Raw genomic sequence first — 23,222 nt, 5'->3', positions numbered from 1 at the left:
CGCCCCCTGCATCCACCGGCACCAACGCCACTGAGCATGGCGCGCCTGGGCCGCTTTGCCGACGGCTGCGCGACGCTGGCGGCGGGTGATGCGTTCCGCCTCGACATGGACCACGAACTGCTGGGCGACGAGCGCCGCGCACCGCTGTTCTGCCAGCAGGTGTACGACACCGTGCGTCCCGGCGCGCAGATCCTGATCGACCGCGGCCGCGTGCGGCTGCGGGTGATATCGGTCGGACCGGAGCACGCCGAAACGCGCGTGCTCATCGGCGGCACGGTCGCCGAGAGGCACACCGTGCACCTGCTGCGATTGCGGTCGCAGCGGCGATTGCGGCCATTGCGGCTGTGGCGGCTGCTGCGGCAGTTGCGGATGCTGCGGCAGTAGGCAGCGGCAGCGGCAGCGGCAGCGGCAGCGGCAGCGGCAGCGGCAGCGGCAGCGGCAGCGGCAGGTTACAGCTTGAGCTCCAGGTTTACCGCCCACTCGCGCGAATTGTCGCTGCGGCCCCAGTTCTGACTCACGCCATTGCGGTCGGCGTAGCGCGAGTAAGTCTCGCTGTCGCGCGCCAGCAGGTTCTTGCCGGTAAAGCGCAGCTGCACCGCAGGACTGACCTTGTACAGCAGGTAGGCATCGAGGTCGTTGCGCGCCTGCAGGCGCGTGCTTTGTTCGGCCGAGATGCGTACCGGCCCGCCCGAGCGGAATGCCAGGCTGGCGCCCGTGGTGTAAGCCCCCTGCTTGTAATCGATGCCGAGATTGGCGGTGAGCGGCACCTGCTGGTCGAGCCGGTTGTCCGGCCCCGGCACCGAATCCACCTGCGACCAGTTGCGGTTGACGCCGGCGCGCAGGTCGAGTGCCGGCCAGGTCGGCCACACCAGCTTGGACGGGAATTTCAGCTCCAGGCCCAGGCCGCGCACGTCGGCCTTGCCATCGTTGACCGGTTGATACAGCCAGCGGCCGCCGCTGTCCTGCGACAAGGTGGTACGGATGTAATCGGTGATATGACGGGTGGATGCGGTAGCCGAAAACGTGGCGCCCGGCGCCCAGAAATGCTCGTAGGTTGCATCAACGCCGGTCGCCAGTTCGGGCTTGAGCTCGGGGTTGCCGCTGCTGTCGGCGGTAAAGCGCGTGTTCAGATCGGCCTCGTTGCGGCGCGCGGTCAACTGGGCAACGGTCGGCGCCTTGAAGGTACGCGTGAGGGCGAGGCGCAGCTGCCGGCCGCTCTTGTCGGGGAACTTGTAAAGCGTCTGGGCGATGGGGCTGAGCACGTGGTTGCGCGAGCTGGTGTCCGGCCGGCCGCTGACGGCGCTGTCGGTGCGGATGGTTTCCCAGCGCGCCCCCAGGTACATCGACCACTGCCTGGTCACGTTCCATTCGTCCTGGGCGAAGGCAGCGGCCTGCACCACCTGCGGCGCAAAGCGTTCGTCGAAGATCGCCGGGGCGCTGCCGACAAAGCCTTCCACGCGATGGCGGTCTTCGCGCTGGCGCTGGCGGCTTACTTCCCAGCCGGTGGCCAGCGCATGTTCGCCCAGCACGGAGCGCGTGTATTTGCCATTGCTGCGCACGGAGTTGCTGCGCGAGTCGCTGTCGGTGTCGCGTTGCAGCGTGCGCTGGCGGCTGGCCGTGCTCGACGCCCAGTCGCTGTCCGCGCGCCCATTGCTGTGGGTGACGATGAGCGTCGTATCGAGCTTGCCGCCGGCCAGTTGCGTGACCCAGTTGACGTTGGTGGAGAGGTACACCGACCGGTTCTCGCTGGTGTTATCGCGGAACAGGAAATTCGGTGCCGGGAAGCTGCCGACCTGGTTATCGTATCGGTAAGTCTGATCGCTGTCGAAGCGGTTGGCACCCACCGACGCGCTCCAGTTCAACTGCCCGTTGTTGTCGAGCTTCCAGTTCAGGCGCGGCTCCAGTCCCAGCAACGACAGCTTGCTGTTGTTGGCGATGCTGCTGTCACGCTGTTGCAGCACCGTCCCATCGCTGGACGCCAGCTGTTCGGTGTAGGTGCCGGGGTTGCTGCTGTCGCTGTGCAGCAGGAACACCGAGAGGTAATAGGACAGGTCGCCGCTGCGGTCGGCCAGCGTGCCCAGCGCCGTTGCACGCCGGACCTCGCCCGAACGGGCAGCGCTCACGCGCATATCGCGCTGCGGCTTGCTCACCATTTTTTTCAGCACGATATTGATGGTGCCGGCAATCGCCTGCGTGGAAAACTCGGCGGTGGCGGCGCGCACCACTTCGATTTTTTCGATCTGCTCGGGCGCCACCGTTTGCAGGTTGAAGCCGGGCGGCGGCCGCTCGCCGTTGACCAGTACCTGGGTGTAGCCGCTACCGAGGCCGCGCATGCGGATGCTCTCGCCGATCACGGTCACGCCGGGCGCGCGTTTCAAGACATCGAAGACATTGGTGTCGCCATATTTCAGGATCTCTTCCTGGCCGATGATGGTCTTGCTGGCGGTGTCGTCGCGGCGCGGATCGTAGTCGGCGGCGCCGTTGATTTCCACCTGGACGATTTCCCTGGACGCAGGCTTGTCGGCGGCCGTGGGTGGAACCGGCCCGGCCTTCACGGCGGCGGCAGGTGCTTGCTGTGCCAGCGCGCCGGTATGCAGGCCGAGGGCGGCGACTGCAACGATTTCGGCCGCCAGCATCGGGATGGCTGTTTTCATGAAGGATTGTTGAGTTGTAAAATCCGTAATTATCGATTATTCATTTCAAGTTAGAAAGTTTCTTGACGAAAATTATTAAAAAATCATACGATTGACTAGTTGCAATATCGAGAAATTTACATAATGGGCAACGCCATGATGATCGTGCGGGCCCTCCGGAGACATTGATGAAACGATTCAAACTGCTGTACCTGGCAGCACTGTTGTTACCCGGCCTGGCGCTGGCTGCCGACTGGCCGGCCTACCCGTTCGTGCATGCGAACGCCACCGCCAGCATCTTCGTGGTGCCCGATACGGTATCGATCTCGCTCGACGTGGTCTCGGTCCAGGCCGACGCGGACCTGGCAACCCAGGAAGTCGACGCCGGCATCGCCAGGATCCGCGCGCTGGTCGATACCCTGGGCGACAAGGACGCCACTACCGTGATCCAGGACCTGCGCAAGGAACCCCGCCCGAACAAGGCCGCCACTGCGCCGGCCGACGACCCGGCGCAAGCCCCTGCGCCCCTGATGGAAGTCAAGGCCACCGTCACCATCACGCTGCGCGACATGGAGGCATGGCGCCCGCTGGTCACCGGCCTGATGACCATGCGCGAACTCGATACGCCGATGAGCACCTTTTCCAACACCGAACAGGTACGCATCGAAAACGACCTGATGGCGCAAGCCCTGCGCAAGGCGCGCGTCAAGGCCGACAGCATCGCCGCTGGCGTGGGCCGGAAAATCGACAGCGTGGGCGCCGTCTCGGCCGGCAGCCTCGCCAACCTCAGCACCGCCATGGGCTTCGGACCGCCGGACCAGCGCCGCGCCGACATCCCGGGCCGGGTGACCGGTCCGCTGCGGGTGCACATGAATGCACCGGCACTGCGGTTCAGCCAGTCGGTCGACGTGGTGTACAAACTGAAGTAGCCTGCCGACCTATTTGCTCAGGAGCAAAACACCACCGCTTCGAATGTCTACATTTGAGCTTTCCGCCAATCAACGGACTGCTCATGAAACGCTATCACATCACCCTGGGTGCCAGCACCTCCGCAGGAGGCAAGGTAATTTCCGCCAGCAGCGCCTGCTCGATCAACGGCGTCAAGATGGCGCTTGAGGGCGACCAGGTACTCTGCCCTGCCTGCAAGTCACCGGGCAAGATCGCACTGTGCGGCACCCGCATTCCAGAGAGCTGGAACGGCAAGCAGGTCGCGTTGCAGGACGACCTGTGTCTATGTCGCTGTCCATCGCCGCCCAGGCTGATTGCCATCCAGAGCCTGAAATGCCAAATACTCGACGGTGATTCCGCCACCTCGCCGGAAGCAGCCGCTTCGCTGGCCCGGCAGCAGATGCAGAGCGATGCGCTGCAAGATCCTGAAGACCAGATCGTATTGCGGCTACTCGACGACTACTCGCAGCAGCCCCTCGCAGCAAGGCGCTATCGGCTCGAGTTCTCCGACAAGGTAGTCGAGGGCCAAACTGACAGTGACGGCTACACCGCGCCATTCGCCGCCGCCGACCGCAAGCAACTGGTCGCGTGGCAGGTGATCGAGTAATCGGGAGCCGGCCATGTCCGAAAAAGTCATCACCAAACACCAGCAGGATGCCGTGGCACTGGGCCGCAATACCGTGCCGGTACCCGAATGCGGCATTCATGCCACGACCATCAAGGGCCAGTCCTGCAAGGCCCTGGACGTACCAATCCTCGGCTGCACCGGCGTGTGGCTGCGGGTGCAAAAAGAGGCGGAAGCCTGGATTGCACCGGGCGGAAAACTGATCGAAGACAACTTGGCGCGCAACCGCAGGATCAACCAGGCTTACGCCCAGCTATGGAAAGAAGATAAGCGGTTCCAGTGGGCCGGCTTGGCGGCATTTGCATCGAAGCAGGTGGGGTGCGGGTTGTTGCATGCGGCCGATAACATCAAGAAATCACGTGCAGAAGTACAGGAAACGATGCAACGCGTCGGCAGCATGAGTAATACCGACGCTGCTGCCGTCAGTATGACTCCGAGCACGATCGGCGCTGGATCAGCGTACATGTATCGTCAACTTGCGCTAGGTAACACCCTGCTTTTCCTCGACATTTACCCGCTCCATCGGTTTTACATGTTGCGTGGAATAAAACAGCTGGAGACATGTTTGGAAAGCAGGCAAGCGATTAAGGACCAAATTATCTGGCCTGTTGACAGTAAAAAAATTTCCTTCGGAGTGGCCCACACAGAAATACTTGAATCATTCAGATTTATTGATGTCGGACGCATTGCCGACAGCGTTAAAAAAATGGCGCTCCATGAACAAGTAAACATACTTCAGATGGCGATTTATAACGATCTCCCCATGCAGGCCGCATTGCGTGCCAACCAATTTTCCTGGGCAACCGGTTTCCCCACCGGCGTGGCGGCCGAAATCCAGCTGACGCTTTCCTCAGAATGCCGCACGCTTTCCTCTTCTCAGGGGATATGGTTTCCGAAAGACAAACGAGCAAAACTTTACGACAAGGACCAGCGCATGAAATTCGTCAACCAAGCGGCAGATCAGTTTAATATCTTATTGAATTCTTCTGGAAAAACCGTCATTGAAGCCTCCATCGACGATATAGCAAGCAACGGCGCAGCACGATGAATTTCAAATTCGCCAAAGCACTATCGATAGCGTTGATATGTGGTATAGGCTGGGTATATTGGCCGGCTCCAGACCCAACCTTGCTCTCACTGCGAATCGGCAGCAAATTTGAAGAAGTGACCAAGACATCCTCTTACCCGGTCGAGAAAAATTCAAATCCGCCACGCAACGACGAGGGTGGTTTTGGCTATACTTTTGTAACGGAACCATCAGTCGTTATAAAATTCGACGCCCCACGATATGGGTTCATACTTCCTCCAACCACATTTGCCGCGATCGCCTACTCGGAAGGCAAAGTATCGACCATCAGAACCTCTCCATCTCTTAGAACTCTATCTTTTTCGGAAGCTGTCTCGGTTTTTTCGTCGGTGCAAACTCAACTGCAGAAGGGCGGATGGCAACTCAAAAATTCAAATAGCTGGATTGATCTATCCCCTGGGGGTATAAAGCAACTGCATTACCAGTTGAACAACGACAGCTCCAGTCACATGCGTATCGTGTCATTGACGGCTCCGGGTAAATACGCGATGTACTTTAGCATGCGACGTGCCGGAGAAAATCTGCTGGGCTTTGATCGCTATCTGGTTGAATTAAGCATCGGCCCAGACCATCCGTGACATTTCCCCCACACCCGCTATAGAAAATTTGCGATCCTCTATACGAAGTCGTCATACCTCACCCATCGATTAATCACCTTGTTGATTGTTTAACGATCATTCGCTCAATCACCATGCGCGGATGCAAGGCACTTTTCCCACAGTAGCCGCATTTTCCCGGCTAGCCGCGCGCTCAACAGATCAATCATCGCAATGTCCCATTGTCGCCAGTACATCCTCTCCCCTGTTGCCCTATGTTCGGCAAGTGACTTAGTCTAGCTATAGCCGGGCATTGCCCCGGCGACCCAGCTGTCTAACACTGAGGATAAAAAAATGAAAAAGAAAATACTGGAGACCGTGATCCCGCTTGCCCTGGCGGCCATGTATGCGCCGGCGGCGCTGGCGCAGGAAGCTGTGCCGGCGCCGGCCAGCACCGCCAACGAGGCGGCCCCGCCGCCGGCCGACGGCAAAGTGGAAACCGTGGTTGTCACCGGTTTCCGCTCGAGCCTGCAAAAGGCGCTCAACCTGAAGGCCCAGGCCATCGGCGTGCGCGACTCGATCGTGGCTGAGGACATCGGCAAATTCCCCGAGGCGAACGTCGCCGAATCGCTGCAGCGCGTGCCGGGCGTGATCCTCAACCGCGACGAGTCCTCGGGCGAAGGCCAGCGCATCTCGATCCGCGGCCTGCCCACCGACTATTCCGTCACCACGCTGAACGGCGCGCCGGTCAACACCACGTCCACGTCCACCATCGGCAGCGCCGCGCGCGGTTTCAACTACGACGTGTTCGCGTCCGAGCTGTTCGGCCGCGTGGACTTCTACAAGTCGCCGCTGGCCGAACTGACCGAGGGTGGCCTGGGCGGCGTGGTGGACCTGCAAACCCCGCGCCCGTTCGACAACCCCAAGCGCACCATCCGCTACGGCCTGACCGACACCTACAACACCAACTCCAAGAACCACGATCCGAACGGCTTCGCGCTGTACTCGAACACCTGGGACAACGTGGGCTTCCTGGTCGGCGTGTCGCATTCGGGCAGCGTCAACACCCGCTCGGGGTTTGAAGCGACCGGCGGCTATAACAGCTCGTTCAACGGCAGCCAGAGCCCCGTCAAGGGCAACTTCGCATTAAAACTCGATTACGACGATCCGCGCGCCAACCTGTCGGGCTACACGCGCGAGCAGATCGACAAGGCCCTGCTGCCGCGCATCTACCGCTTCTACGGTTCGGAAAACGAGCGCACGCGTGACGGCCTGGTGTCGTCGCTGCAGTACAAGACGCCAACCGTGAACCTCAGCTTCGACACCATGTATTCAAAGCTGAAGAACACCCGCGAAGAAACCATCTTCGGCATCCTGGTGCGCAGCACCGCCACCACCAACCGCGCCCTGCCCGCCGGCGCCAACGGCAACAACGGCCTGATCCCGGTGAACGTCAAGATCGATCCGGCCACCAACCTGCTCACCGGCACCTTCGCCAACACCACCTACAACGCCGGCGCCATCTACACCAAGGATGAAACGGAGTTCGGCTACGGCGCCCTGAATGGCAGCTGGAAGGTCAGCGACAAACTGACCTTGACCAGCCAGGCCAGCCTCAATCACAGCTCCGCCACCAGCGCCACCGGCCAGTTGGCCGGCTACATCTACGGCGCCCAGTCGACCATCGACTACGGCGACGACCACGTGTATCCGTCGATCTCGTCGCCGACCAGCTACACCGATCCGAACAACTGGAGCGGCTTCACCATCGGCACCGGCTGGACCAAGGAAACCGACAAGGGCAAGCAGGCGCGCGTGGTGGCCGACTGGGACTACGACCTGCCCGGCGACTGGACCGGTCACCTGAAGGCGGGCCTGGTGTACGTCTCCACCGGCAAGGACGTCAACAAGCGTAACGGCACCGCGCTGGCCACTGCGCAGTTGAACCGCATCGGCGCGGCCGGCCTGCGCAGCGGCATGACCAGCAACCTGCCGATCAACAATCTCGATATGGGCAGCGGCTGGCCGAAATCCTGGAGCACCTGGGACAGCAACTACTTCTACAACAACTTCGATCCGAACACCTACAACCCGGCGTCCACCTTCACGCCGTCGCAAAGCTTTGCGGCGGAAGAAAACGTCAAGACCGGCTTCGTCCAGTCCGACTTCAAGGGCAAGATCGGCGAACGCGAACTGCGCTTCAATGCCGGCGTGCGTTACTCGCAGACCGACACCAAGATCGACAACTTCAAGCAGCAAGGCACCAGCCTGGTCTATGGCCCCAACCACGAGCAGGGTTCGTACAGCAATGTGCTGCCGTCGCTCAGCGCCGCCTTCGACCTGACCGATACCCTGATGTGGCGCGCCTCGTGGGGCAAGACCATCACCCGCGCTTCGCTGTCGATCATCGCCGCGCAAACCGTGATCCCGAACCAGTTCGACAACTCGGCCACGTCGGGTAATCCGAACCTGCGCCCACAGCAGTCGAAAAACCTCGACACCGGCCTGGAATGGTATTTCAAGCCGGGCAGCCTGCTGTCGGCCGCGATCTTCCAGAAGGACCTGACCGACGCCACCGTCGCCAACACGCAGGTGGTCACCTTCGGTTCCCTGGGCCTGCCCGATACCGCGCTGGGACCGCTGTTCCAGGATGCGAGCGGCCGCGTGGACCCGAACCTGGCGATGACGCTGCGCAGCTACACCAACGCCGGCAAGCAAAAGCTCAAGGGCTACGAGCTGGCGTACCAGCAGGCCTTCAGCTTCCTGCCCAAGCCGTTCGACGGCATGGGCGCGCTGGCCAGCTACACCCACATTGATCCGTTCAACAGCGCCAAGTGGATCACCAACGGCGGCCGCGAGATCGAAGTCAACTCGGTGCCAAAGTACGCGTACAGCACCACGCTGTACTTCGAACAGGGACCACTGGCCGCGCGCATGTCCTATAACTACAAGGGCAAGTCGCTGCACGGCGATAATCCGCGCAACAACGGCGACGACCTGATACGCTGGCGCGCCGGCCGTGGCTACCTCGATGCCAACATCAGCTACAAGATCAGCGAGAGCCTGGAGTTCCGCATCGATGCGCTCAACCTGTCCAACACGCTGGCCTACGATTACTTCGAGGACGCCAGCGGCCAGTACGGCAGCGGCAAGAAAACGCGGATGGACTATGCAAAGTATGATGGCCGCACCATCAAGTTCGGCATCCGGGGGAAACTGTGATCAGACGTTCGTTTATGACCGGCGCATTGGCCCTGCCAGTGGCGCTGGCACTGGCAGGCTGCGCCACCGGCAATGCCAACGCGCCGGCCGTGGGCACCTCCGAACAGGAGGTGGTCGCCATCATCACCAAGGTCAACGACTACTGGCAGGCGCGCGAGAAGCCGCAGCAGTGGGCGTTCTGGGATATCGCCGCCTACCACACGGGCAATATGGAGGCGTACCAGATCACCGGCAATCCGCGCTACCGCCAGTACTCCGAAGACTGGGCCGTCCACAACGCCTGGCAGGGCGCCAAGTCCACCGACAGGAGCAAGTGGAAGTACCAGTACGGCGAGACCGACGAACACGTGCTGTTCGGCGACTGGCAGATCGCCTTCCAGACCTACGCCGACCTCTATGCGCTCGACGCGCAAAAAGATCCGCGCAAGATCGCCCGTGCGCGCGAGGTGATGGAGTACCAGATGAGCACTGCGCAGAACGACTACTGGTGGTGGTCGGACGGCCTGTATATGGTGATGCCGGTGATGACCAAGCTGTATAACATCACCGGCAATCGCTTGTACCTCGAGAAGCTGCACACGTACTTCGAGTATGCCAACACCATCATGTACGATGCCGACGAAAAGCTGTACTACCGCGATGCGCGCTACGTGTACCCGAAACACAAGAGCGCCAACGGCAAGAAGGACTTCTGGTCGCGCGGCGACGGCTGGGTATTTGCCGGTCTGGCCAAGGTGCTGCAAGACCTGCCCAGGGACGACCCGCACCGTGCCGACTACGTCGCCAAGTACCGGGGCATGGCCGAAGCGCTGAAAAAAGCGCAAACGCCGGACGGCTACTGGACCCGCAGCCTGCTCGACGCCGCGCACGCGCCGGGCCCGGAAACCAGCGGCACCGCGTTCTTCGTCTATGGCTACCTGTGGGGCATCAACCACGGCGTGCTCGATCGCGACGAGTACCTGCCGGTCGTCCGTAAAGGCTGGCATTACCTTTCCAAGGTTGCACTGCAGCCCGATGGCAAGATAGGCTATGTGCAGCCGATCGGCGAGCGGGCGATTCCGGGCCAGGTGGTGGACCAGAATTCGACCACGCCGTTCGGCGTGGGGGCCTATCTGCTGGCGTCGTCGGAGATGGTCCGCCTGCTCAGAAAATAACACGGAGACACGATGGAACGACGTAATTTCATACAGTCGCTGGCTGCCGGTTCGGCCGGCGCCATGCTCGGGGTGGCACAAATGGCCGGCGCCGCTACCAAGCCGGTTCCGGCAGCGGCCAAGCCGGTGACGGACAAATCACGCGCCGAGCTGGCCGCGCTGGCGCAGAAAATGAGCGAGCCGGTGCTGTCCAACATGGCTGCCGGCACGTTGAAAAAAAACTTCGCGCTCGAAGTGAGCCCCACCTGGGATGGCCGCGACCAGGGCGTCGCTTACCTCGAATGCTTCGGCCGGCTGATCGCCGGCATTGCGCCGTGGCTGGCCCTGCCCGACGACGGCACGCCGGAAGGCCGCACCCGCAAGCGCCTGCAGCAAATGGCGCTGCAAAGCTATACCAACTCGGTCGCCCCAAGCAACCCCGACTACCTGCTGTGGAAAGGTCCGGGCCAGACCCTGGTTGATTCGGCCTACTTCACCAATGCCCTGATGCGCGCGCCGAAAGCGCTGTGGGAACCGCTCGACGCCACCACCAAGGCCCGCATCATCGCCGAGATCAAGGCGCTGCGCCGCATCGAGCCGCCGTACATCAACTGGATGCTGTTCGCCGCCATGAACGAAGCCTGGCTGATGTCGATCGGCGAAGAATTCGATCCGCTGCGCATGAACGTGGCGATCCGCAAGATCAACGAGTGGTACGTGGGCGACGGCTGGATCAAGGACGGCGACGCCTTCCACTTCGACTACTACAACGCCTTCGTGATGCATCCGATGCTGGTCGAGATCCTCGATGTGCTCGACGACAAAAAGGGCGCGTTCTGGAACGGCAAGCCCGAAGAGCTGCGCGCGCAGGCGGTCAAGCGCATGCAGCGCTTTGGCGAACACCTCGAACGCTTCATCGGTACCGACGGCAGCTTCCCGCCAATCGGCCGCTCGCTCACGTACCGCACTGCGGCATTCCAGCCGCTGGCCCTGCTGGCGCTGCGCAAGCAGCTGCCGGTCAGCCTGCCCGAGGGCCAGGTACGCGCCGCATTACAGGCGGTGCACAAGGCGGTATGGACCGCGCCCGGCAATTTTACGAAAGACGGCTACCTGACCATCGGCTTCGTCGGCCACCAGCCCGAGCTGGGCGACTGGTACTCCAACAATGGCAGCATGTACATCGCCTCGGCCAGCCTGCTGCCACTAGGCCTGGCGCCCACCGACACCTACTGGACCGCCCCCGCGCAGGACTGGACGCAGAAAAAGGCGTTCGCGGGCGCCCGCTTCCCCAAGGATTACCCGGTAAACTATTGAGATGACCACCTACACCAAGATCCCCTCCTCCCTTTCTTCCCCGGCCCGGCGCCGCGTACTGCGCCGGGCCGCAGAACTTGGCGCCGTCGCCGGCGGCCTGCTGCTGCCGATGGCCGCCACCGTGCATGCGGCCGGTTCGCCGCGCTTTGCCATCACCGACACCGACTTCGTGCTCGACGGCCAGCGCCTGCAAATCCGCTGCGGCGAGATGCACTTCGCGCGCGTGCCGCGCGAATACTGGGGCCACCGCCTGAAAGCCATCAAGGCCATGGGCCTGAACACCGTGTGCGCTTACCTGTTCTGGAATTACCACGAATGGCGCGAAGGCAAATACGACTGGGAAGGCCAGCGCGACGCCGCCGAATTCTGCCGCCTGGCGCAGCAGGAAGGCCTGTGGGTGATTTTGCGACCCGGCCCGTACGCGTGCGCCGAGTGGGAAATGGGCGGACTGCCATGGTGGCTGCTCAAGCACCCGGGCGACGCCTTCCTGCGCACCCGCGACGAAGGTTTCATGGCGCCGGCGCGGCGCTGGATGAAGGAAGTGGGCCGCGTGCTGGGCCAGCAGCAGATCACCCACGGCGGGCCGATCCTGATGGTGCAGGTCGAAAACGAATACGGCTTCTTCGGCGAAGATCTCGACTACATGCGCGCCATGCGCCAGGTGCTGCTCGACGGCGGCTTCGATGTACCGCTGTTCCAGTGCAATCCCACCAATGCCGTGGTCAAAACCCACATCCCCGAACTGTTCTCGGTGGCGAACTTCGGCAGCGATCCGGCCGCCGGCTTCAAGGCGCTGGACCAGGTACAAAAGGGGCCGCGCATGTGCGGCGAATACTATTCCGGGTGGTTCGACACCTGGGGTTCGCCGCACAAGCGCGGTCCCGCCGACCGCGCCGTGGCCGATATCCAGGCCATGCTCAAGGCGAACGGTTCGTTCAGCCTGTACATGGCGCACGGCGGCACGTCGTTCGGCCTGTGGGGCGGGTGCGACCGCCCGTTCCGGCCCGACACCAGCAGCTACGACTACGACGCGCCGATCAGCGAGGCAGGCTGGATGGGCGAAAAATTCGAGGCCTACCGCGCGGGCATGAAGCCATACCTGCTGCCTGGCGAAACACTGCCGCCGGCCCCCAGGCACAACCCGGTGATCGCGGTGGCGCCGTTTTCGTTCAAGCAGTCGGCGTCGGTCTTCACGTCGCTGCCGCCAAAGTTGATCAAGGCCGTATCGCCGCAGCCGCTCGAAACGTATGACATCAGCCGTGGCATCGTCTCGTACCGCATCACGCTGCCCGCCGGACCGGCTGGCACGCTGGAAGCGGCCAAGGTGCGCGACCTGGCATGGGTGTACCTGGACGGCAAGCTGGCCGGCACCATGGATACGCGCTACCGCCGCTTCAAGGTCGATCTGCCCGCGCGCAGCAAGCCGGTCACGCTCGAGATCCTGCTCTACACCATCGCCCGCGTCAACTTTGGCGTGGAAATCCACGACCGCAAGGGCATGCACGGCCCGGTCACGCTGGCCGGCCAGCCATTGGAAAACTGGGATATCCGCGCCATCGATTTCGATGCCGACGCCGTGCTGCCGCCGCTGGCCTGGAAAACCGGCCGCACCGCCGGCCCGGCCTTCTGGCGCGCCAGCTTCGACGTGGCCAGCACCGGCGACACCTTCCTCGACATGTCCACCTGGGGCCAGGGCATCGTGTGGGTCAACGGCCGCTGCCTGGGGCGCTACTGGAGCATCGGCCCCACGCAAACCATGTACCTGCCCGGCCCGTGGCTCAAGCGCGGCGCCAACGAAGTCGTGGTGCTGGATTTGACCGGCCCGCAGGTGGCGCGCAGCGCCGGCCTGAAAACCCCGGTGCTCGACCAGCTGAAACCGGACCGCGACCTGCCACGGCCACCGAGCACCGCGCGCGCCCAGCTCGATGGCGTGAAACCGGTGCACGAGGGCGAGTTCCAGCGCGGCGCCGCCACGCAGGACGTCAAGTTTGCGCAGCCGGCCACCGGCCGCCAGTTCTGCCTCGAGTCGCTCGATGCCTTCGACGGCAAGCAGTTCGCCGCGATTGCCGAATTGGCGCTGCTGGGCCCCGACGGCAAAACCCTCAACCAGTCCAACTGGACCATCGCCTTTGTCGATAGCGAGGAAGTGAGCAAGGAAGACGGCGGTGCGCTGAACGCCATCAATGGCCAGAACACCGACCACTGGCACACGTCGTACAGCGGTAAAGCACGCACCACCGGCCACCCGCACCGCATCATCATCGACCTGGGCAAAACCGATACCGTGGCCGGCATGCGCTACACGCCGCGCCAGGGTCCGGAGGGAGTCACGGGCCGCATCCGCCGCTACCGCGCCTACGTGGGCGACAGGTTGGTAGTGGATCGCTAGCCACAGGGCGGCGCCCGGAATTTGACACCGGTGCGCCGGCCGGGTAATCATCGCGCATGATGATTGCCCGTTCCTTCCGCCGTGGGCAGCCGGGGTGGCTGGTTTGCCTGCTGCTGCCCCTGTTCCACTTCGCCACCGTCAAGCTGACGTTCTTTTGCGCCGTCACGCCGGAAAACGCGGTGGTGGTGTGGCTCCCCAATGCCGTGCTGCTGGCGGCGCTGCTGCGCTTTCGCGGCCGCCGCGCGCCGCTGCTGTGCACCCTCACGTACATTTCCGACGTACTGGCCAACCTGAATGCCTTCAGCTGGCAGATGGCAATGCTGCTCAGCGCCGTCAACCAGCTCGAGATCCTCACCACGTATGGGCTCATGCGGCGCTACAACGCCTCGCCGCGCCTGCAGCGGTTACAGGATTTCATCAAGTTCTTCGTGGCCGGCCCGGTGTTTGCCGCCATGCTGGCGGGGCTGGCCGCCGCGCTGGTGCTGCAGCAGTATGGCTCGGCCACGCCCTACTTTACGCTGGCGCGCCTGTGGTGGTTCGGCGACGGCCTGGGCTTGCTGATCTACACGCCGCTGCTGCTGGCCTTCTCCGGCCGCCAGCACCAGCGGCTGCGTTTGACGCGCTTGGACGACGCCATCCTGGCCGGAACCCTGCTGCTGGCGGGGGCCGTGTTGTCGGCTCACGGTGGTGAAATCGACGGCGTATCGGTCACGCCCACGCTGCTGCTGCCGGCGGCCGCCGTGATTGCCTTCCGCTTCGGCGTGCGCCTGACTACGCTGTTCGTGGCGCTGGTGTCGCTGTCTGCCGCGATGATGATGACCACCGGCTTGCGGCCGTTTGGCGACGTGCCGGTGCACCTGGAAGTGGTGCGGGCGCAGGAATTCATTCTCACCCTGTCGATGATCGGCATCGGCTTCGCGGTGCTGATCAGCGAACTGCAAGCGCGCGAGCGCGAGCTGGAACGCCGGGTGCGCGAACGCACGCGCGAACTGGAACGGTCGAACCGCCGCCTCACCGCCATGAACGCCACCGACGGCCTGACCGGCATCGCCAACCGCCGCCACTTCGACGAGACCCTGGCCGCCGAGTGGAGCCGCGCGCGGCGCAACGGCCAACAACTCACGCTGGCGATGCTGGACGTGGACCATTTCAAGCAGTACAACGACCATTACGGCCACCAGGCCGGCGACAATGTGCTGCGCCAGGTGGCGGCCGAACTGACCAGGCGCATGCGCCGCGCCGGCGACCTGGTGGCGCGGTATGGCGGCGAGGAATTCGCCATCATCGCCCAGGCCGGCGGCGAGGAGCACGCGCTGGAAATGGCGGACGAGATATGCCAGGCGATCGCCGGCCTGAAGCTGACGCACCCGCACTCCCCGTTCGGGGTGCTGACGGTGAGCCTGGGCGTGGCGGTGACCACCCCGGGCGACCAGAATTCCATCGTCGATTTCCTCAAGACCGCCGACACGGCGCTGTACCGCGCCAAGCAGCTGGGGCGCAACCGGGTGGAACTGGCAGACATGACCACTACGGCAAATTAAGCTGGCGGAATTGCGTCGGCGTAAACCCGGTCGTGGCTTTGAACTGGCGCGTAAACGCCGAATGATCGCCATACCCGCACGCCTGCGCGATCTCCGCCACGCTGGCCTCCCCCGCCAGCAGCCGCGAGGCCGCTTCCACCCGGGTCTTGATGATCATCTGGCGCGGCGTGATGTGGAAGATGCGCAGGAAGTACCGCTCGATCTGCGCCACCGACATGTGGGCCATGCGCGCCAGCGCCGCCAGCGGCAGCGGTTCGCCATACGCTTCCTGGATCAGGTTCACCGCCGCCGCCACCTTGCGGTAGGCGGGATTTTTCTTGTCCGCCATCGCCAGGTCGCGCGAGATGCCGGTTAGCCCCACGATGCGGCCCGCCGCATCGCGCAGGGCGGTCTTGCGGGTGAGGCACCAGCCGGGATCGCGGCTCGGGTACAGGTGCAGTTCCAGCTGGTCTTCGATGTCGTTGCCGCCGGCCAGCACCGCCTGGTCCTGCGCCAGAAAGGTCTGGCCGAACGGCGCCCTGAACAGCTCATCGGCCGAACGTCCCAGCAGCGCCGACTTGTGCCGCTGGCCGCAACGCTGGACCAGCGTCTGGTTGACCACCACGTAGCGCCCACGTTCATCCTTGACGAAAAATACCACGTCGGGCAGCGCGTCGAACAGCGCCTCGGCAAAGAACGGATCGGCGATTGCACCAGCGACCATGCGGCGTGCGGCGTCAGGGGTCCGATTTTCGATGTCGTGATTGTGCATGGTGCCGATTGTGCCAGCATCGCATTGCGCCGTCGCGACAATTTTATTGATTGTGCAGATTTCGTCATCCATCATGCGTAGCCGATGCAAGACAGCGTACGCCGGCAAGCCTACCATCCCGGTATGAAACTCATCTCCATCATCGATTCCCACACCGGCGGCGAGCCGACCCGTTTAATCACCGCCGGCGGTCCGCCGCTGGGCGCCGGCCCCCTGGACGAACGCCTGGCGCGCTTCCGGCAGGACCACGACAAGTTCCGCACGGCGGTGGTGTGCGAGCCGCGCGGCTCCGACGTGCTGGTGGGCGCACTGCTGTGCGAACCGCATGCCCCCGACTGCGTGGCCGGCGTGATCTTCTTTAACAACGTCGGCTACCTGGGCATGTGCGGCCACGGCGCCATCGGCCTGGTGGCGTCGCTTGCCTTCATGGGCCGCATCGCCGCCGGCCGCCACCGCATCGACACGCCGGCCGGCGTGGTGGAAGCGGTCCTGCACGACGACGGCAGCGTCACCATCGAGAATGTGCCAGCGCGCCGCACCCGTCATGCGGTCGCAGTCGAGGTGCCGGGCCACGGCGCCGTCACCGGCGATGTCGCGTACGGAGGCAACTGGTTCTTCCTGGTCGATGGCCATGGCCAGGACATCAGCCTCGCCAACGTCGAAAATTTGACCAGCTACAGCGTGGCGGTGGGCGCAGCCCTGGCCCAGGCCGGCATTACCGGCGACCACGGCGCGGTGATCGACCATATCGAACTGTTCGGCCCCTCGCGCACCGGCGCCGACAGCCAGAGTTTCGTGCTGTGCCCCGGCAAGGCCTACGACCGCTCGCCGTGCGGCACCGGCACCAGCGCCAAGCTGGCCTGCCTGGCGGCCGACGGCAAGCTGGCCGAGGGCGACCTGTGGCAGCAGGAAAGCGTGATCGGCAGCGTGTTCGAAGCGTCGTACCGCTACCGCGACGGCAACCTGGTGCCGTCGATCCGGGGCCGCGCCTGGGTCACGTCGCAGGCGCACCTGGTGTTGGACCCGGACGATCCCTATGCCTGGGGCATCCGTTGAATGCTGCCGATGCGATCGTCATCGGCGCCGGCATCGTGGGCGCCGCCTGTGCGGATGCGCTGAGCGAGCGCGGGCTGCGGGTGGCGGTCATCGAGCATGACACGGCCGGTGGCGGCGCCACCGCTGCCGGCATGGGCCACCTGGTGGTCATGGACGACAACCTGGCCGAACTGGCGCTCACGTCCTACTCGGTGGCGCTATGGCGCGAGCTGGTGGGCGAACGCCCGCAACGCCACGAATACAGCAACTGCGGCACCATCTGGGTGGCCGCCGACGAAGAGGAACTCGCCGCTGCGCGCACCAAGGCGCACACCTTGTCGACCTTCAACCTCGCCTGCACGTTGCTGTCGCCGGCCGAGCTGTACGCGCGCGAGCCGCAGTTGCGTCCCGGCCTGGCCGGCGGCTTGCTGGTGGCTGGCGACGGCCTGGTCTATGCGCCGAAAAGCACCCGCATCCTGCTCGACCGCGCCATGCGCCGGGGCGCCGTCACCCGCCGCGCACGCGTAACAGCCATCGAGGACCACGCGGTAGTGCTGGACGACGGCGCCCGCGTTGAGGCGCAGCACATCGTGCTGGCGGCCGGCACCGGCTCGCGTGCGCTGTTGCCGGAATTGCCGGTGCAACCGAAAAAAGGCCACCTGGCCATCACCGACCGCTATCCCGGTTTCGTGCGGCACCAGCTGGTGGAGCTGGGCTACATCAAGAGCGCGCATGCGGCCAGCGGCGACTCGGTGGCCTTCAACCTGCAGCCACGTCCCACGGGCCAGATCCTGATCGGTTCGTCGCGCCAGTTCGACACCGTCGATCCGGTCGTGGAGCCGGCCATGCTGGCGCGCATGCTGCGCCATGCCGCCACCCTGACGCCGGCGCTGGCCGAGCTCAATGTACTGCGCTGCTGGACCGGCCTGCGCGCCGCCACGCCGGACGGCCTGCCGCTGATCGGCCCCTCCAGCGCGCGGCGCGGACTGTGGCTGGCCACCGGCCACGAAGGACTGGGCATCACCACCGCGCTGGCCACGGCGCAACTGCTGGCCGCGCAAATGCAGGGCGAAAGCTCCCGCATTTCCTACCACCCCTATTTGCCGCACCGCTTCCAATGACAGCAGCCCTGCTTTCCCTGACGATCGACGCGCGCACCATCGACGTGCCGGCCGGCGTGACCGTGGCTGCCGCCATTGCGCTGGCGTGCGATGGCGCGGCGCTTACCCGGCGCGCCGTCGGCGGCGCCGCGCGCGCGCCCTTGTGCGGCATGGGCGTTTGCCACGAATGCCGCGTGACCATCGACGGCCGCGCCCACCAGTTGTCGTGCCAGACGCTGTGCGCGCCCGGCATGCAGGTGCAAACCCTGGGAGGCGCGGCATGAAGTATTTCGACATCGTGGTGGTGGGCGCCGGGCCGGCTGGCCTCGCGGCCGCAAACGCGGCGGCGGCCGGTGGCGGTTCGATCGCCGTTGTCGATGACAACCCGGTTGCCGGCGGCCAGATCTGGCGCGGCGGCCCGCAGCAGCAAAGCGACATCCGGGCCGGCGCCATGTGGGCGGCGTTGCAGGCGGCGCCCAACGTCAGCTTCCTGCCGCACACGCGGGTGCTGTACGCGCCCGCGCCCGGCCAGTTGCAGGTGCAGACGGCCGCTGCTGCAGGTTCGGCTGGTTCAGCGACTACGCTGCACTTCAATCACCTGATCATCGCCACCGGCGCGCGCGAACGGTTGCTGCCTTTCCCCGGCTGGACCCTGCCCGGTGTGACCGGCGCCGGCGGCTTGCAGGCGCTGGTCAAGGGCGGCTACCCGGTAGCCGGCAAACGGGTGATGGTGGCCGGCACCGGCCCGCTGCTGCTGGCGGTGGCGGCCACGCTGAGGGAACGCGGCGCCCACGTTGTCGCCATCGTCGAGCAGGCGCCCTTGCCGGCGCTGGCGCGCTTTGCCGGCAGCCTGGCCGCCACGCCGGCCAAGGCGGCGCAGGCGCTGCGCCTGTTCGCGCAGTTGCGCGGCATTGCCTATGTGCGCCACAGCCACGTGGTATCGGCACGTAGCAACGCAGCAGGCGCACTGGATGCGGTGCGGGTACGACGGGGAAAGAGCGGTACAGAACAGGTACTCGACTGCGACTACCTGGCCTGCGGCTACGGCTTGCTGCCCAACCTGGAGCTGGCGCAGGCGCTCGGCTGCGCCACCACCGTGCACCACGGCCAGACCGTGGTGCAGACCGGCAGCTGGCAGCAAACCGATGTTCCCGGCGTTTACTGCGCCGGTGAAGGCACCGGCATCGGCGGTGTGGACCTGGCGCTGGTGGAAGGCCGCATCGCCGGCCTGGCCGCCAGCGGCCAGACCCAGCGCATGCAAGCGGCGCTCGACGAGCGCGCCCGCTGGAAAAAATTCGCCGCCCGCCTGGCGCGCGCTTTTGCACTGCGCCCCGAGCTGGCCACGCTGGCGGCCGACGACACCATCGTCTGCCGCTGCGAGGATGTACCGCACGGAGAATTACGCGCGCATACCAGCTGGCGCAGCGCCAAGCTGCAAACCCGTTGCGGCATGGGCCCATGCCAGGGCCGCATTTGCGGCGGCGCGACCGAGGTGCTGTATGGCTGGCGGCCGGATGCGGTGCGCATGCCGATCGCGCCGGCGCGCATTGCGACCTTGATTGCTACTTCCGACGTTTGATCCGGTAGTACAGCGCCAGCGCCCCGGCGCCCGCCGCGCTGACCACGATGGCGGCGCCGGCAAACAGCGCCGCCGGATTGCGCATGCCCAGCAAGTCGGCAGTAAATGCCAGCGACACCGTGGCCAGCAACTGCGCCGGCATCATGAAGCGCAGCTGGCGGAACGAGTACGGGTCGCCGCGCAGCCACTGCCGGCGCGCCACGTACAGCACCGGTCCCCACTGGACGACGATGAAGACCAGCGTCGCCAGGATGATCAGCACCAGCCTCATTTGGGATGGAAGGCGCGCACTTTGGTCAACAGGCGCGTGGTGGAGCGGTCATGTTCAAAGTCGATCGCCACGGCCTGGCCGCCGTAGGCCAGCACTGCCTGCCCTTCGGGAATCGCATCCATTTGATAGTCGCCGCCCTTGGCGTAGATATCGGGGCGCGCCTGCTGCACCACTTCGAGCGCCGTGTCTTCGTCGAAGTCCACCACCAGGCTCACCGATTCGAGTGCGGCCAGCAGCGCCATGCGGTCGGCGCAGTTGTTGAGCGGACGGTCGTCGCCCTTGCCCAGGCGCTTGACCGAGGCGTCGGTGTTGGCCGCCACCACCAGCGAGGCGCCCAGTGCGCGCGCCTGCGCCAGGTATGTGACGTGGCCGCGATGGAGGATATCGAAGACGCCGTTGGTCAGCACCACCGGCTTGGGCAGCGCCGCCACGCGGGCCGCCAGTTGGTCGCGGGTGCAGATTTTCTGTTCGAAGTCGGGCATGGCAGTCATCTCGGCTAGAATGGCTTGGTTGTTAGTGGTTGAAAATGGTTGTATTGGTTGTTCCTGCTTGGGACGCTATTATTGCATCCCCCCATCGCCTGTGTTCAAATACCTCACATGACACTGACCGAACTGAAATATATTGTCGCCGTCGCAAGAGCGAAACACTTCGGCCACGCGGCCGAAGCCTGCTACGTTGCACAGCCTACGCTGTCGGTCGCCATCAAGAAGCTCGAGGATGAACTGGGCGTGGTGCTGTTCGAACGCGGTGGCGCCGAGATCTCGGTCACGCCGCTGGGCGCGCAAATCATCGCCCAGGCTGAACTGGTGCTCGAACAGACCGCCGCCATCAAGGAGCTGGCAAAACAGAACAAGGATCCGCTGGCCGGCCCGCTGCGCCTGGGCGTGATCTACACCATCGGCCCGTACCTGCTGCCGCCGCTGGTAAAAGGCATGATCGACAAGGTGCCGCAGATGCCCTTGATCCTGCAAGAGAACTTCACCGTGCGCCTGCTCGAGATGCTGCGCCAGGGCGAGCTCGATGCCGCCATCATGGCGCTGCCGCTGCCCGACCACGGCATGACCATGCAGGCGCTGTACGACGAACCGTTCGTGGTGGCCATGCCGGCCCACCACCCGTGGACCAAGCGCCGCGCCATTCCCGCCAACGACCTCAAATCCGAAAACATGCTCTTGCTCGGCAACGGCCACTGCTTCCGCGACCAGGTGCTGGAAGTGTGCCCGGAAATGGCGCGCTTCTCCACGCCCGGCAACGGCATGCAGCGCACGTTCGAGGGCTCGTCGCTGGAAACCATCCGCCACATGGTCTCGAGCGGCATCGGCCTGACCGTGCTGCCGCGCGCCTCGGTGCCGGACATGAACGCCAACGACGGCATGCTGCAGTTCCGCCCCTTCGACGCGCCGGCGCCGTCGCGCCGCGTGGTCATCGTCTGGCGCAAGAGTTTTACCCGCAAGGCGGCCATCGACGCCGTGTGCGACGTGGTCGCCGCGTGCAACCTGCCCGGCATTACCAACCTGTGCGAAGAGCCTTGACACGATATTTGCGATAATGGCGGCCTTACTGTTATTTCGCCGTCGCCGACACGCCACTCGATGAACAAGCTTGCCCTGTATTTCCGCCTGGTCCGCCTGGACAAACCGATCGGCACGCTGCTGCTGCTGTGGCCCACCCTGTGCGCGCTGTGGCTCGCCTCCGACGGCCGGCCCAACCTGGTGCTGGTGCTGATTTTTTCGCTCGGCACCCTGCTCATGCGCTCGGCCGGCTGCGCCATGAACGACTATGCCGACCAGGACTTCGATCGCCACGTCAAGCGCACCGTGAACCGCCCCATCACCAGCGGCCGCGTGAGCGGCAAGGAAGCGCTGGCCATCGCCGGCCTGCTGTCGCTGATCTCGTTCTGCCTGATCCTGCCGCTCAATGCGCTGACCAAGCAGCTGTCGGTGGCGGCGCTGATCATCGCCGGCACCTACCCGTACTTCAAGCGCTTCTTCGCGATTCCGCAAGCGTACCTCGGCATTGCGTTCGGCTTCGGCATCCCGATGGCGTTCGCGGCGATCCAGGATACGGTGCCGGCGGCAGCCTGGGTGCTGTTGATCGGTAACGTGTTCTGGGCGGTGGCGTACGACACCGAGTACGCGATGGTGGATCGCGACGACGACCTGAAAATCGGCATCAAGACCTCGGCGATCACGTTTGGTCGTTATGACGTCGCTGCCATCATGGTGTGCTACGCGGTGCACCTGCTGCTGCTGTTGTGGGTGGGCTTGCAGATGGGAATGGGCGTGTGGTTCCTGGCCGGACTGGTGGTGGCGGCCGGTATTGCCGTCTATCACTACACCTTGATACGCGGACGCGAACGCGACGCCTGCTTTTATGCCTTCCGCCACAACAATTGGTTGGGTGCGGCGGTATTTGGCGGTATCGCGTTAGACTACGTCGTGCGCTAAGCGTTTGCGGTATCCCGCAAGCGCTTGGCATGGGCACTTTTGGGTATTTTTTTTCTACCGCAGCGATAACGACGAGGTGAATATGAATCAACCACAAAACGGCAACGGTACCCTGGGCGAGATCAAGGATGCCAGCAGCGCAGCGCGCGACAAGGTAGTCGCCGGTGTGAAAACCGCCGCCCACGACGCGCAAGACTACATCAGCGAAGCCAGCGATAAGGCCGGCGAAGCGATCTCGGAAGCGCGCACGCGTTTCGAAGACTCGCTGCGCAACGCCCGCATCGACCTGCGCAAGCTCGAAGACACGGTCCTGGCCCACAGCCGCGACGCCGCCCGCCAGGCCGACGTGTACGTGCACGACAACCCGTGGAAAGCAGTGGGCATCGGCGCGGCCATCGGCCTGCTGGCAGGCCTGCTGGTCTCGCGCCGCTAAGCGCCGCCTAGCTCCCCCCGGCTAACGTTCGATAAAGCCGGTCCCCTCGAAGCTGCGCACCGCATTGCCTCTCTCGGCATTGTGGTGCTGCCAGTGACGGGCGGACCGGCTTGTTTCATTGGCTTGCGCCATCAGTCCCGCCAGCGCCCTGTTGATCGCGCGGTGCCGCTCCGCG

The 23,222-nt window shown here is 64.4% G+C and carries 21 protein-coding genes; 17 read left to right on the top strand and 4 right to left on the bottom strand.

Annotation, left to right across the window (positions count from 1 at the left end; genetic code table 11):
- Window positions 1–36 precede the first annotated feature (36 nt).
- Window positions 37–384: a pyruvate kinase gene (locus SR858_RS02820; protein ID WP_026637795.1), complete on the top strand. Its 348-nt coding sequence runs from the start codon at window positions 37–39 to the stop codon at window positions 382–384.
- A 65-nt stretch (window positions 385–449) separates the two neighbouring features.
- Here the strand turns inward: SR858_RS02820 and SR858_RS02815 are convergent, their stop codons facing one another.
- A complete protein-coding gene (locus tag SR858_RS02815) occupies window positions 450–2,654 on the bottom strand; it encodes a TonB-dependent receptor plug domain-containing protein (RefSeq protein ID WP_084670218.1) in 2,205 nt (734 codons plus the stop codon).
- Window positions 2,655–2,821: 167 nt separating this feature from the next.
- Between SR858_RS02815 and SR858_RS02810 the strand changes: the two genes are divergently transcribed.
- The 9 genes from SR858_RS02810 (at window position 2,822) to SR858_RS02770 (ending at window position 15,428) form a co-directional block, all read left to right on the top strand.
- Window positions 2,822–3,562 (top strand): SIMPL domain-containing protein, encoded by a 741-nt coding sequence (locus SR858_RS02810; protein ID WP_019924624.1) that lies wholly within the window; start codon window positions 2,822–2,824, stop codon window positions 3,560–3,562.
- An 83-nt stretch (window positions 3,563–3,645) separates the two neighbouring features.
- Entirely contained in the window at window positions 3,646–4,188 is a 543-nt protein-coding gene (locus SR858_RS02805; protein WP_084670220.1) for a PAAR domain-containing protein, read from the top strand.
- 13 nt (window positions 4,189–4,201) lie between these two features.
- Window positions 4,202–5,254: a DUF2515 family protein gene (locus tag SR858_RS02800; RefSeq protein ID WP_019924626.1), complete on the top strand. Its 1,053-nt coding sequence runs from the start codon at window positions 4,202–4,204 to the stop codon at window positions 5,252–5,254.
- Window positions 5,251–5,871 (top strand): hypothetical protein, encoded by a 621-nt coding sequence (locus tag SR858_RS02795; RefSeq protein ID WP_154820149.1) that lies wholly within the window; start codon window positions 5,251–5,253, stop codon window positions 5,869–5,871. Before SR858_RS02800 ends, SR858_RS02795 begins: the two co-directional genes overlap by 4 nt.
- A gap of 312 nt (window positions 5,872–6,183) precedes the next feature.
- Window positions 6,184–9,051, top strand: coding sequence for a TonB-dependent receptor (locus tag SR858_RS02790; protein ID WP_019924627.1), 2,868 nt, complete (start codon window positions 6,184–6,186; stop codon window positions 9,049–9,051).
- Between the two features lie 14 nt (window positions 9,052–9,065).
- Window positions 9,066–10,205 (top strand): glycoside hydrolase family 88/105 protein, encoded by a 1,140-nt coding sequence (locus tag SR858_RS02785; RefSeq protein WP_019924628.1) that lies wholly within the window; start codon window positions 9,066–9,068, stop codon window positions 10,203–10,205.
- Between the two features lie 12 nt (window positions 10,206–10,217).
- Window positions 10,218–11,498 carry a DUF2264 domain-containing protein gene (locus tag SR858_RS02780; RefSeq protein WP_020647641.1) on the top strand — a complete coding sequence of 427 codons (1,281 nt, stop codon included), beginning with the start codon at window positions 10,218–10,220 and terminating at the stop codon, window positions 11,496–11,498.
- A gap of 1 nt (window position 11,499) precedes the next feature.
- Window positions 11,500–13,887, top strand: coding sequence for a beta-galactosidase (locus tag SR858_RS02775; protein WP_019924631.1), 2,388 nt, complete (start codon window positions 11,500–11,502; stop codon window positions 13,885–13,887).
- 56 nt (window positions 13,888–13,943) lie between these two features.
- Window positions 13,944–15,428 carry a GGDEF domain-containing protein gene (locus SR858_RS02770; protein WP_322534346.1) on the top strand — a complete coding sequence of 495 codons (1,485 nt, stop codon included), beginning with the start codon at window positions 13,944–13,946 and terminating at the stop codon, window positions 15,426–15,428.
- On the opposite strand, the gene SR858_RS02765 is transcribed toward SR858_RS02770, so the two are convergent.
- Window positions 15,415–16,179, bottom strand: a complete 765-nt coding sequence (locus SR858_RS02765; protein ID WP_026637798.1) for an AraC family transcriptional regulator — start codon at window positions 16,177–16,179, stop codon at window positions 15,415–15,417. The two genes, SR858_RS02770 and SR858_RS02765, sit on opposite strands and share 14 nt — an antisense overlap.
- A gap of 123 nt (window positions 16,180–16,302) precedes the next feature.
- Between SR858_RS02765 and SR858_RS02760 the strand changes: the two genes are divergently transcribed.
- From SR858_RS02760 to SR858_RS02745, 4 genes are read left to right on the top strand one after another with little or no spacing between them, the layout of a single operon-like run.
- On the top strand, window positions 16,303–17,235 hold the full coding sequence (locus SR858_RS02760) for a 4-hydroxyproline epimerase (protein ID WP_019924633.1): 933 nt from the start codon (window positions 16,303–16,305) through the stop codon (window positions 17,233–17,235).
- The gene (locus SR858_RS02755) at window positions 17,232–18,335 is read left to right on the top strand and encodes an NAD(P)/FAD-dependent oxidoreductase (RefSeq protein WP_019924634.1); all 1,104 of its coding nucleotides are present in this window, start codon (window positions 17,232–17,234) and stop codon (window positions 18,333–18,335) included. The genes SR858_RS02760 and SR858_RS02755 overlap by 4 nt, the downstream gene beginning before the upstream one ends.
- On the top strand, window positions 18,332–18,598 hold the full coding sequence (locus SR858_RS02750) for a (2Fe-2S)-binding protein (protein ID WP_019924635.1): 267 nt from the start codon (window positions 18,332–18,334) through the stop codon (window positions 18,596–18,598). Before SR858_RS02755 ends, SR858_RS02750 begins: the two co-directional genes overlap by 4 nt.
- Window positions 18,595–19,893: an NAD(P)/FAD-dependent oxidoreductase gene (locus tag SR858_RS02745; protein ID WP_019924636.1), complete on the top strand. Its 1,299-nt coding sequence runs from the start codon at window positions 18,595–18,597 to the stop codon at window positions 19,891–19,893. The genes SR858_RS02750 and SR858_RS02745 overlap by 4 nt, the downstream gene beginning before the upstream one ends.
- On the opposite strand, the gene SR858_RS02740 is transcribed toward SR858_RS02745, so the two are convergent.
- A complete protein-coding gene (locus tag SR858_RS02740) occupies window positions 19,877–20,164 on the bottom strand; it encodes a hypothetical protein (RefSeq protein WP_019924637.1) in 288 nt (95 codons plus the stop codon). The two genes, SR858_RS02745 and SR858_RS02740, sit on opposite strands and share 17 nt — an antisense overlap.
- Window positions 20,161–20,646 carry a D-glycero-beta-D-manno-heptose 1-phosphate adenylyltransferase gene (rfaE2, locus tag SR858_RS02735; protein WP_026637799.1) on the bottom strand — a complete coding sequence of 162 codons (486 nt, stop codon included), beginning with the start codon at window positions 20,644–20,646 and terminating at the stop codon, window positions 20,161–20,163. Before rfaE2 ends, SR858_RS02740 begins: the two co-directional genes overlap by 4 nt.
- Before the next feature lie 117 nt (window positions 20,647–20,763).
- Here rfaE2 and SR858_RS02730 point away from each other — a divergent pair, with 117 nt between their 5' ends.
- The 3 genes from SR858_RS02730 (at window position 20,764) to SR858_RS02720 (ending at window position 23,047) form a co-directional block, all read left to right on the top strand.
- Window positions 20,764–21,699: a hydrogen peroxide-inducible genes activator gene (locus SR858_RS02730; protein WP_019924639.1), complete on the top strand. Its 936-nt coding sequence runs from the start codon at window positions 20,764–20,766 to the stop codon at window positions 21,697–21,699.
- A 60-nt stretch (window positions 21,700–21,759) separates the two neighbouring features.
- The gene (ubiA, locus tag SR858_RS02725; RefSeq protein WP_019924640.1) at window positions 21,760–22,614 is read left to right on the top strand and encodes a 4-hydroxybenzoate octaprenyltransferase; all 855 of its coding nucleotides are present in this window, start codon (window positions 21,760–21,762) and stop codon (window positions 22,612–22,614) included.
- Window positions 22,615–22,696: 82 nt separating this feature from the next.
- Window positions 22,697–23,047 (top strand): DUF883 family protein, encoded by a 351-nt coding sequence (locus tag SR858_RS02720; RefSeq protein ID WP_051120404.1) that lies wholly within the window; start codon window positions 22,697–22,699, stop codon window positions 23,045–23,047.
- Window positions 23,048–23,222 lie beyond the last annotated feature (175 nt).

This window comes from Duganella zoogloeoides (genome assembly GCF_034479515.1).
GTDB classification, from domain to species: Bacteria; Pseudomonadota; Gammaproteobacteria; order Burkholderiales; family Burkholderiaceae_D; genus Rugamonas; species Rugamonas zoogloeoides.
Note: the sequence above shows the minus strand (reverse complement) of the source record. Positions and strands in the feature narration are given on the sequence as shown.

Bases quoted from the DNA above. Each gene is read 5' to 3' on its own strand.
- SR858_RS02820 (WP_026637795.1), top strand. From the start codon at position 37: ATGGCGCGCCTGGGCCGCTTTGCCGACGGCTGCGCGACGCTGGCGGCG.
- SR858_RS02815 (WP_084670218.1), bottom strand. From the start codon at position 2,654: ATGAAAACAGCCATCCCGATGCTGGCGGCCGAAATCGTTGCAGTCGCC.
- SR858_RS02810 (WP_019924624.1), top strand. From the start codon at position 2,822: ATGAAACGATTCAAACTGCTGTACCTGGCAGCACTGTTGTTACCCGGC.
- SR858_RS02805 (WP_084670220.1), top strand. From the start codon at position 3,646: ATGAAACGCTATCACATCACCCTGGGTGCCAGCACCTCCGCAGGAGGC.
- SR858_RS02800 (WP_019924626.1), top strand. From the start codon at position 4,202: ATGTCCGAAAAAGTCATCACCAAACACCAGCAGGATGCCGTGGCACTG.
- SR858_RS02795 (WP_154820149.1), top strand. From the start codon at position 5,251: ATGAATTTCAAATTCGCCAAAGCACTATCGATAGCGTTGATATGTGGT.
- SR858_RS02790 (WP_019924627.1), top strand. From the start codon at position 6,184: ATGAAAAAGAAAATACTGGAGACCGTGATCCCGCTTGCCCTGGCGGCC.
- SR858_RS02785 (WP_019924628.1), top strand. From the start codon at position 9,066: ATGACCGGCGCATTGGCCCTGCCAGTGGCGCTGGCACTGGCAGGCTGC.
- SR858_RS02780 (WP_020647641.1), top strand. From the start codon at position 10,218: ATGGAACGACGTAATTTCATACAGTCGCTGGCTGCCGGTTCGGCCGGC.
- SR858_RS02775 (WP_019924631.1), top strand. From the start codon at position 11,500: ATGACCACCTACACCAAGATCCCCTCCTCCCTTTCTTCCCCGGCCCGG.
- SR858_RS02770 (WP_322534346.1), top strand. From the start codon at position 13,944: ATGATGATTGCCCGTTCCTTCCGCCGTGGGCAGCCGGGGTGGCTGGTT.
- SR858_RS02765 (WP_026637798.1), bottom strand. From the start codon at position 16,179: ATGCACAATCACGACATCGAAAATCGGACCCCTGACGCCGCACGCCGC.
- SR858_RS02760 (WP_019924633.1), top strand. From the start codon at position 16,303: ATGAAACTCATCTCCATCATCGATTCCCACACCGGCGGCGAGCCGACC.
- SR858_RS02750 (WP_019924635.1), top strand. From the start codon at position 18,332: ATGACAGCAGCCCTGCTTTCCCTGACGATCGACGCGCGCACCATCGAC.
- SR858_RS02745 (WP_019924636.1), top strand. From the start codon at position 18,595: ATGAAGTATTTCGACATCGTGGTGGTGGGCGCCGGGCCGGCTGGCCTC.
- SR858_RS02740 (WP_019924637.1), bottom strand. From the start codon at position 20,164: ATGAGGCTGGTGCTGATCATCCTGGCGACGCTGGTCTTCATCGTCGTC.
- rfaE2 (WP_026637799.1), bottom strand. From the start codon at position 20,646: ATGCCCGACTTCGAACAGAAAATCTGCACCCGCGACCAACTGGCGGCC.
- SR858_RS02730 (WP_019924639.1), top strand. From the start codon at position 20,764: ATGACACTGACCGAACTGAAATATATTGTCGCCGTCGCAAGAGCGAAA.
- ubiA (WP_019924640.1), top strand. From the start codon at position 21,760: ATGAACAAGCTTGCCCTGTATTTCCGCCTGGTCCGCCTGGACAAACCG.
- SR858_RS02720 (WP_051120404.1), top strand. From the start codon at position 22,697: ATGAATCAACCACAAAACGGCAACGGTACCCTGGGCGAGATCAAGGAT.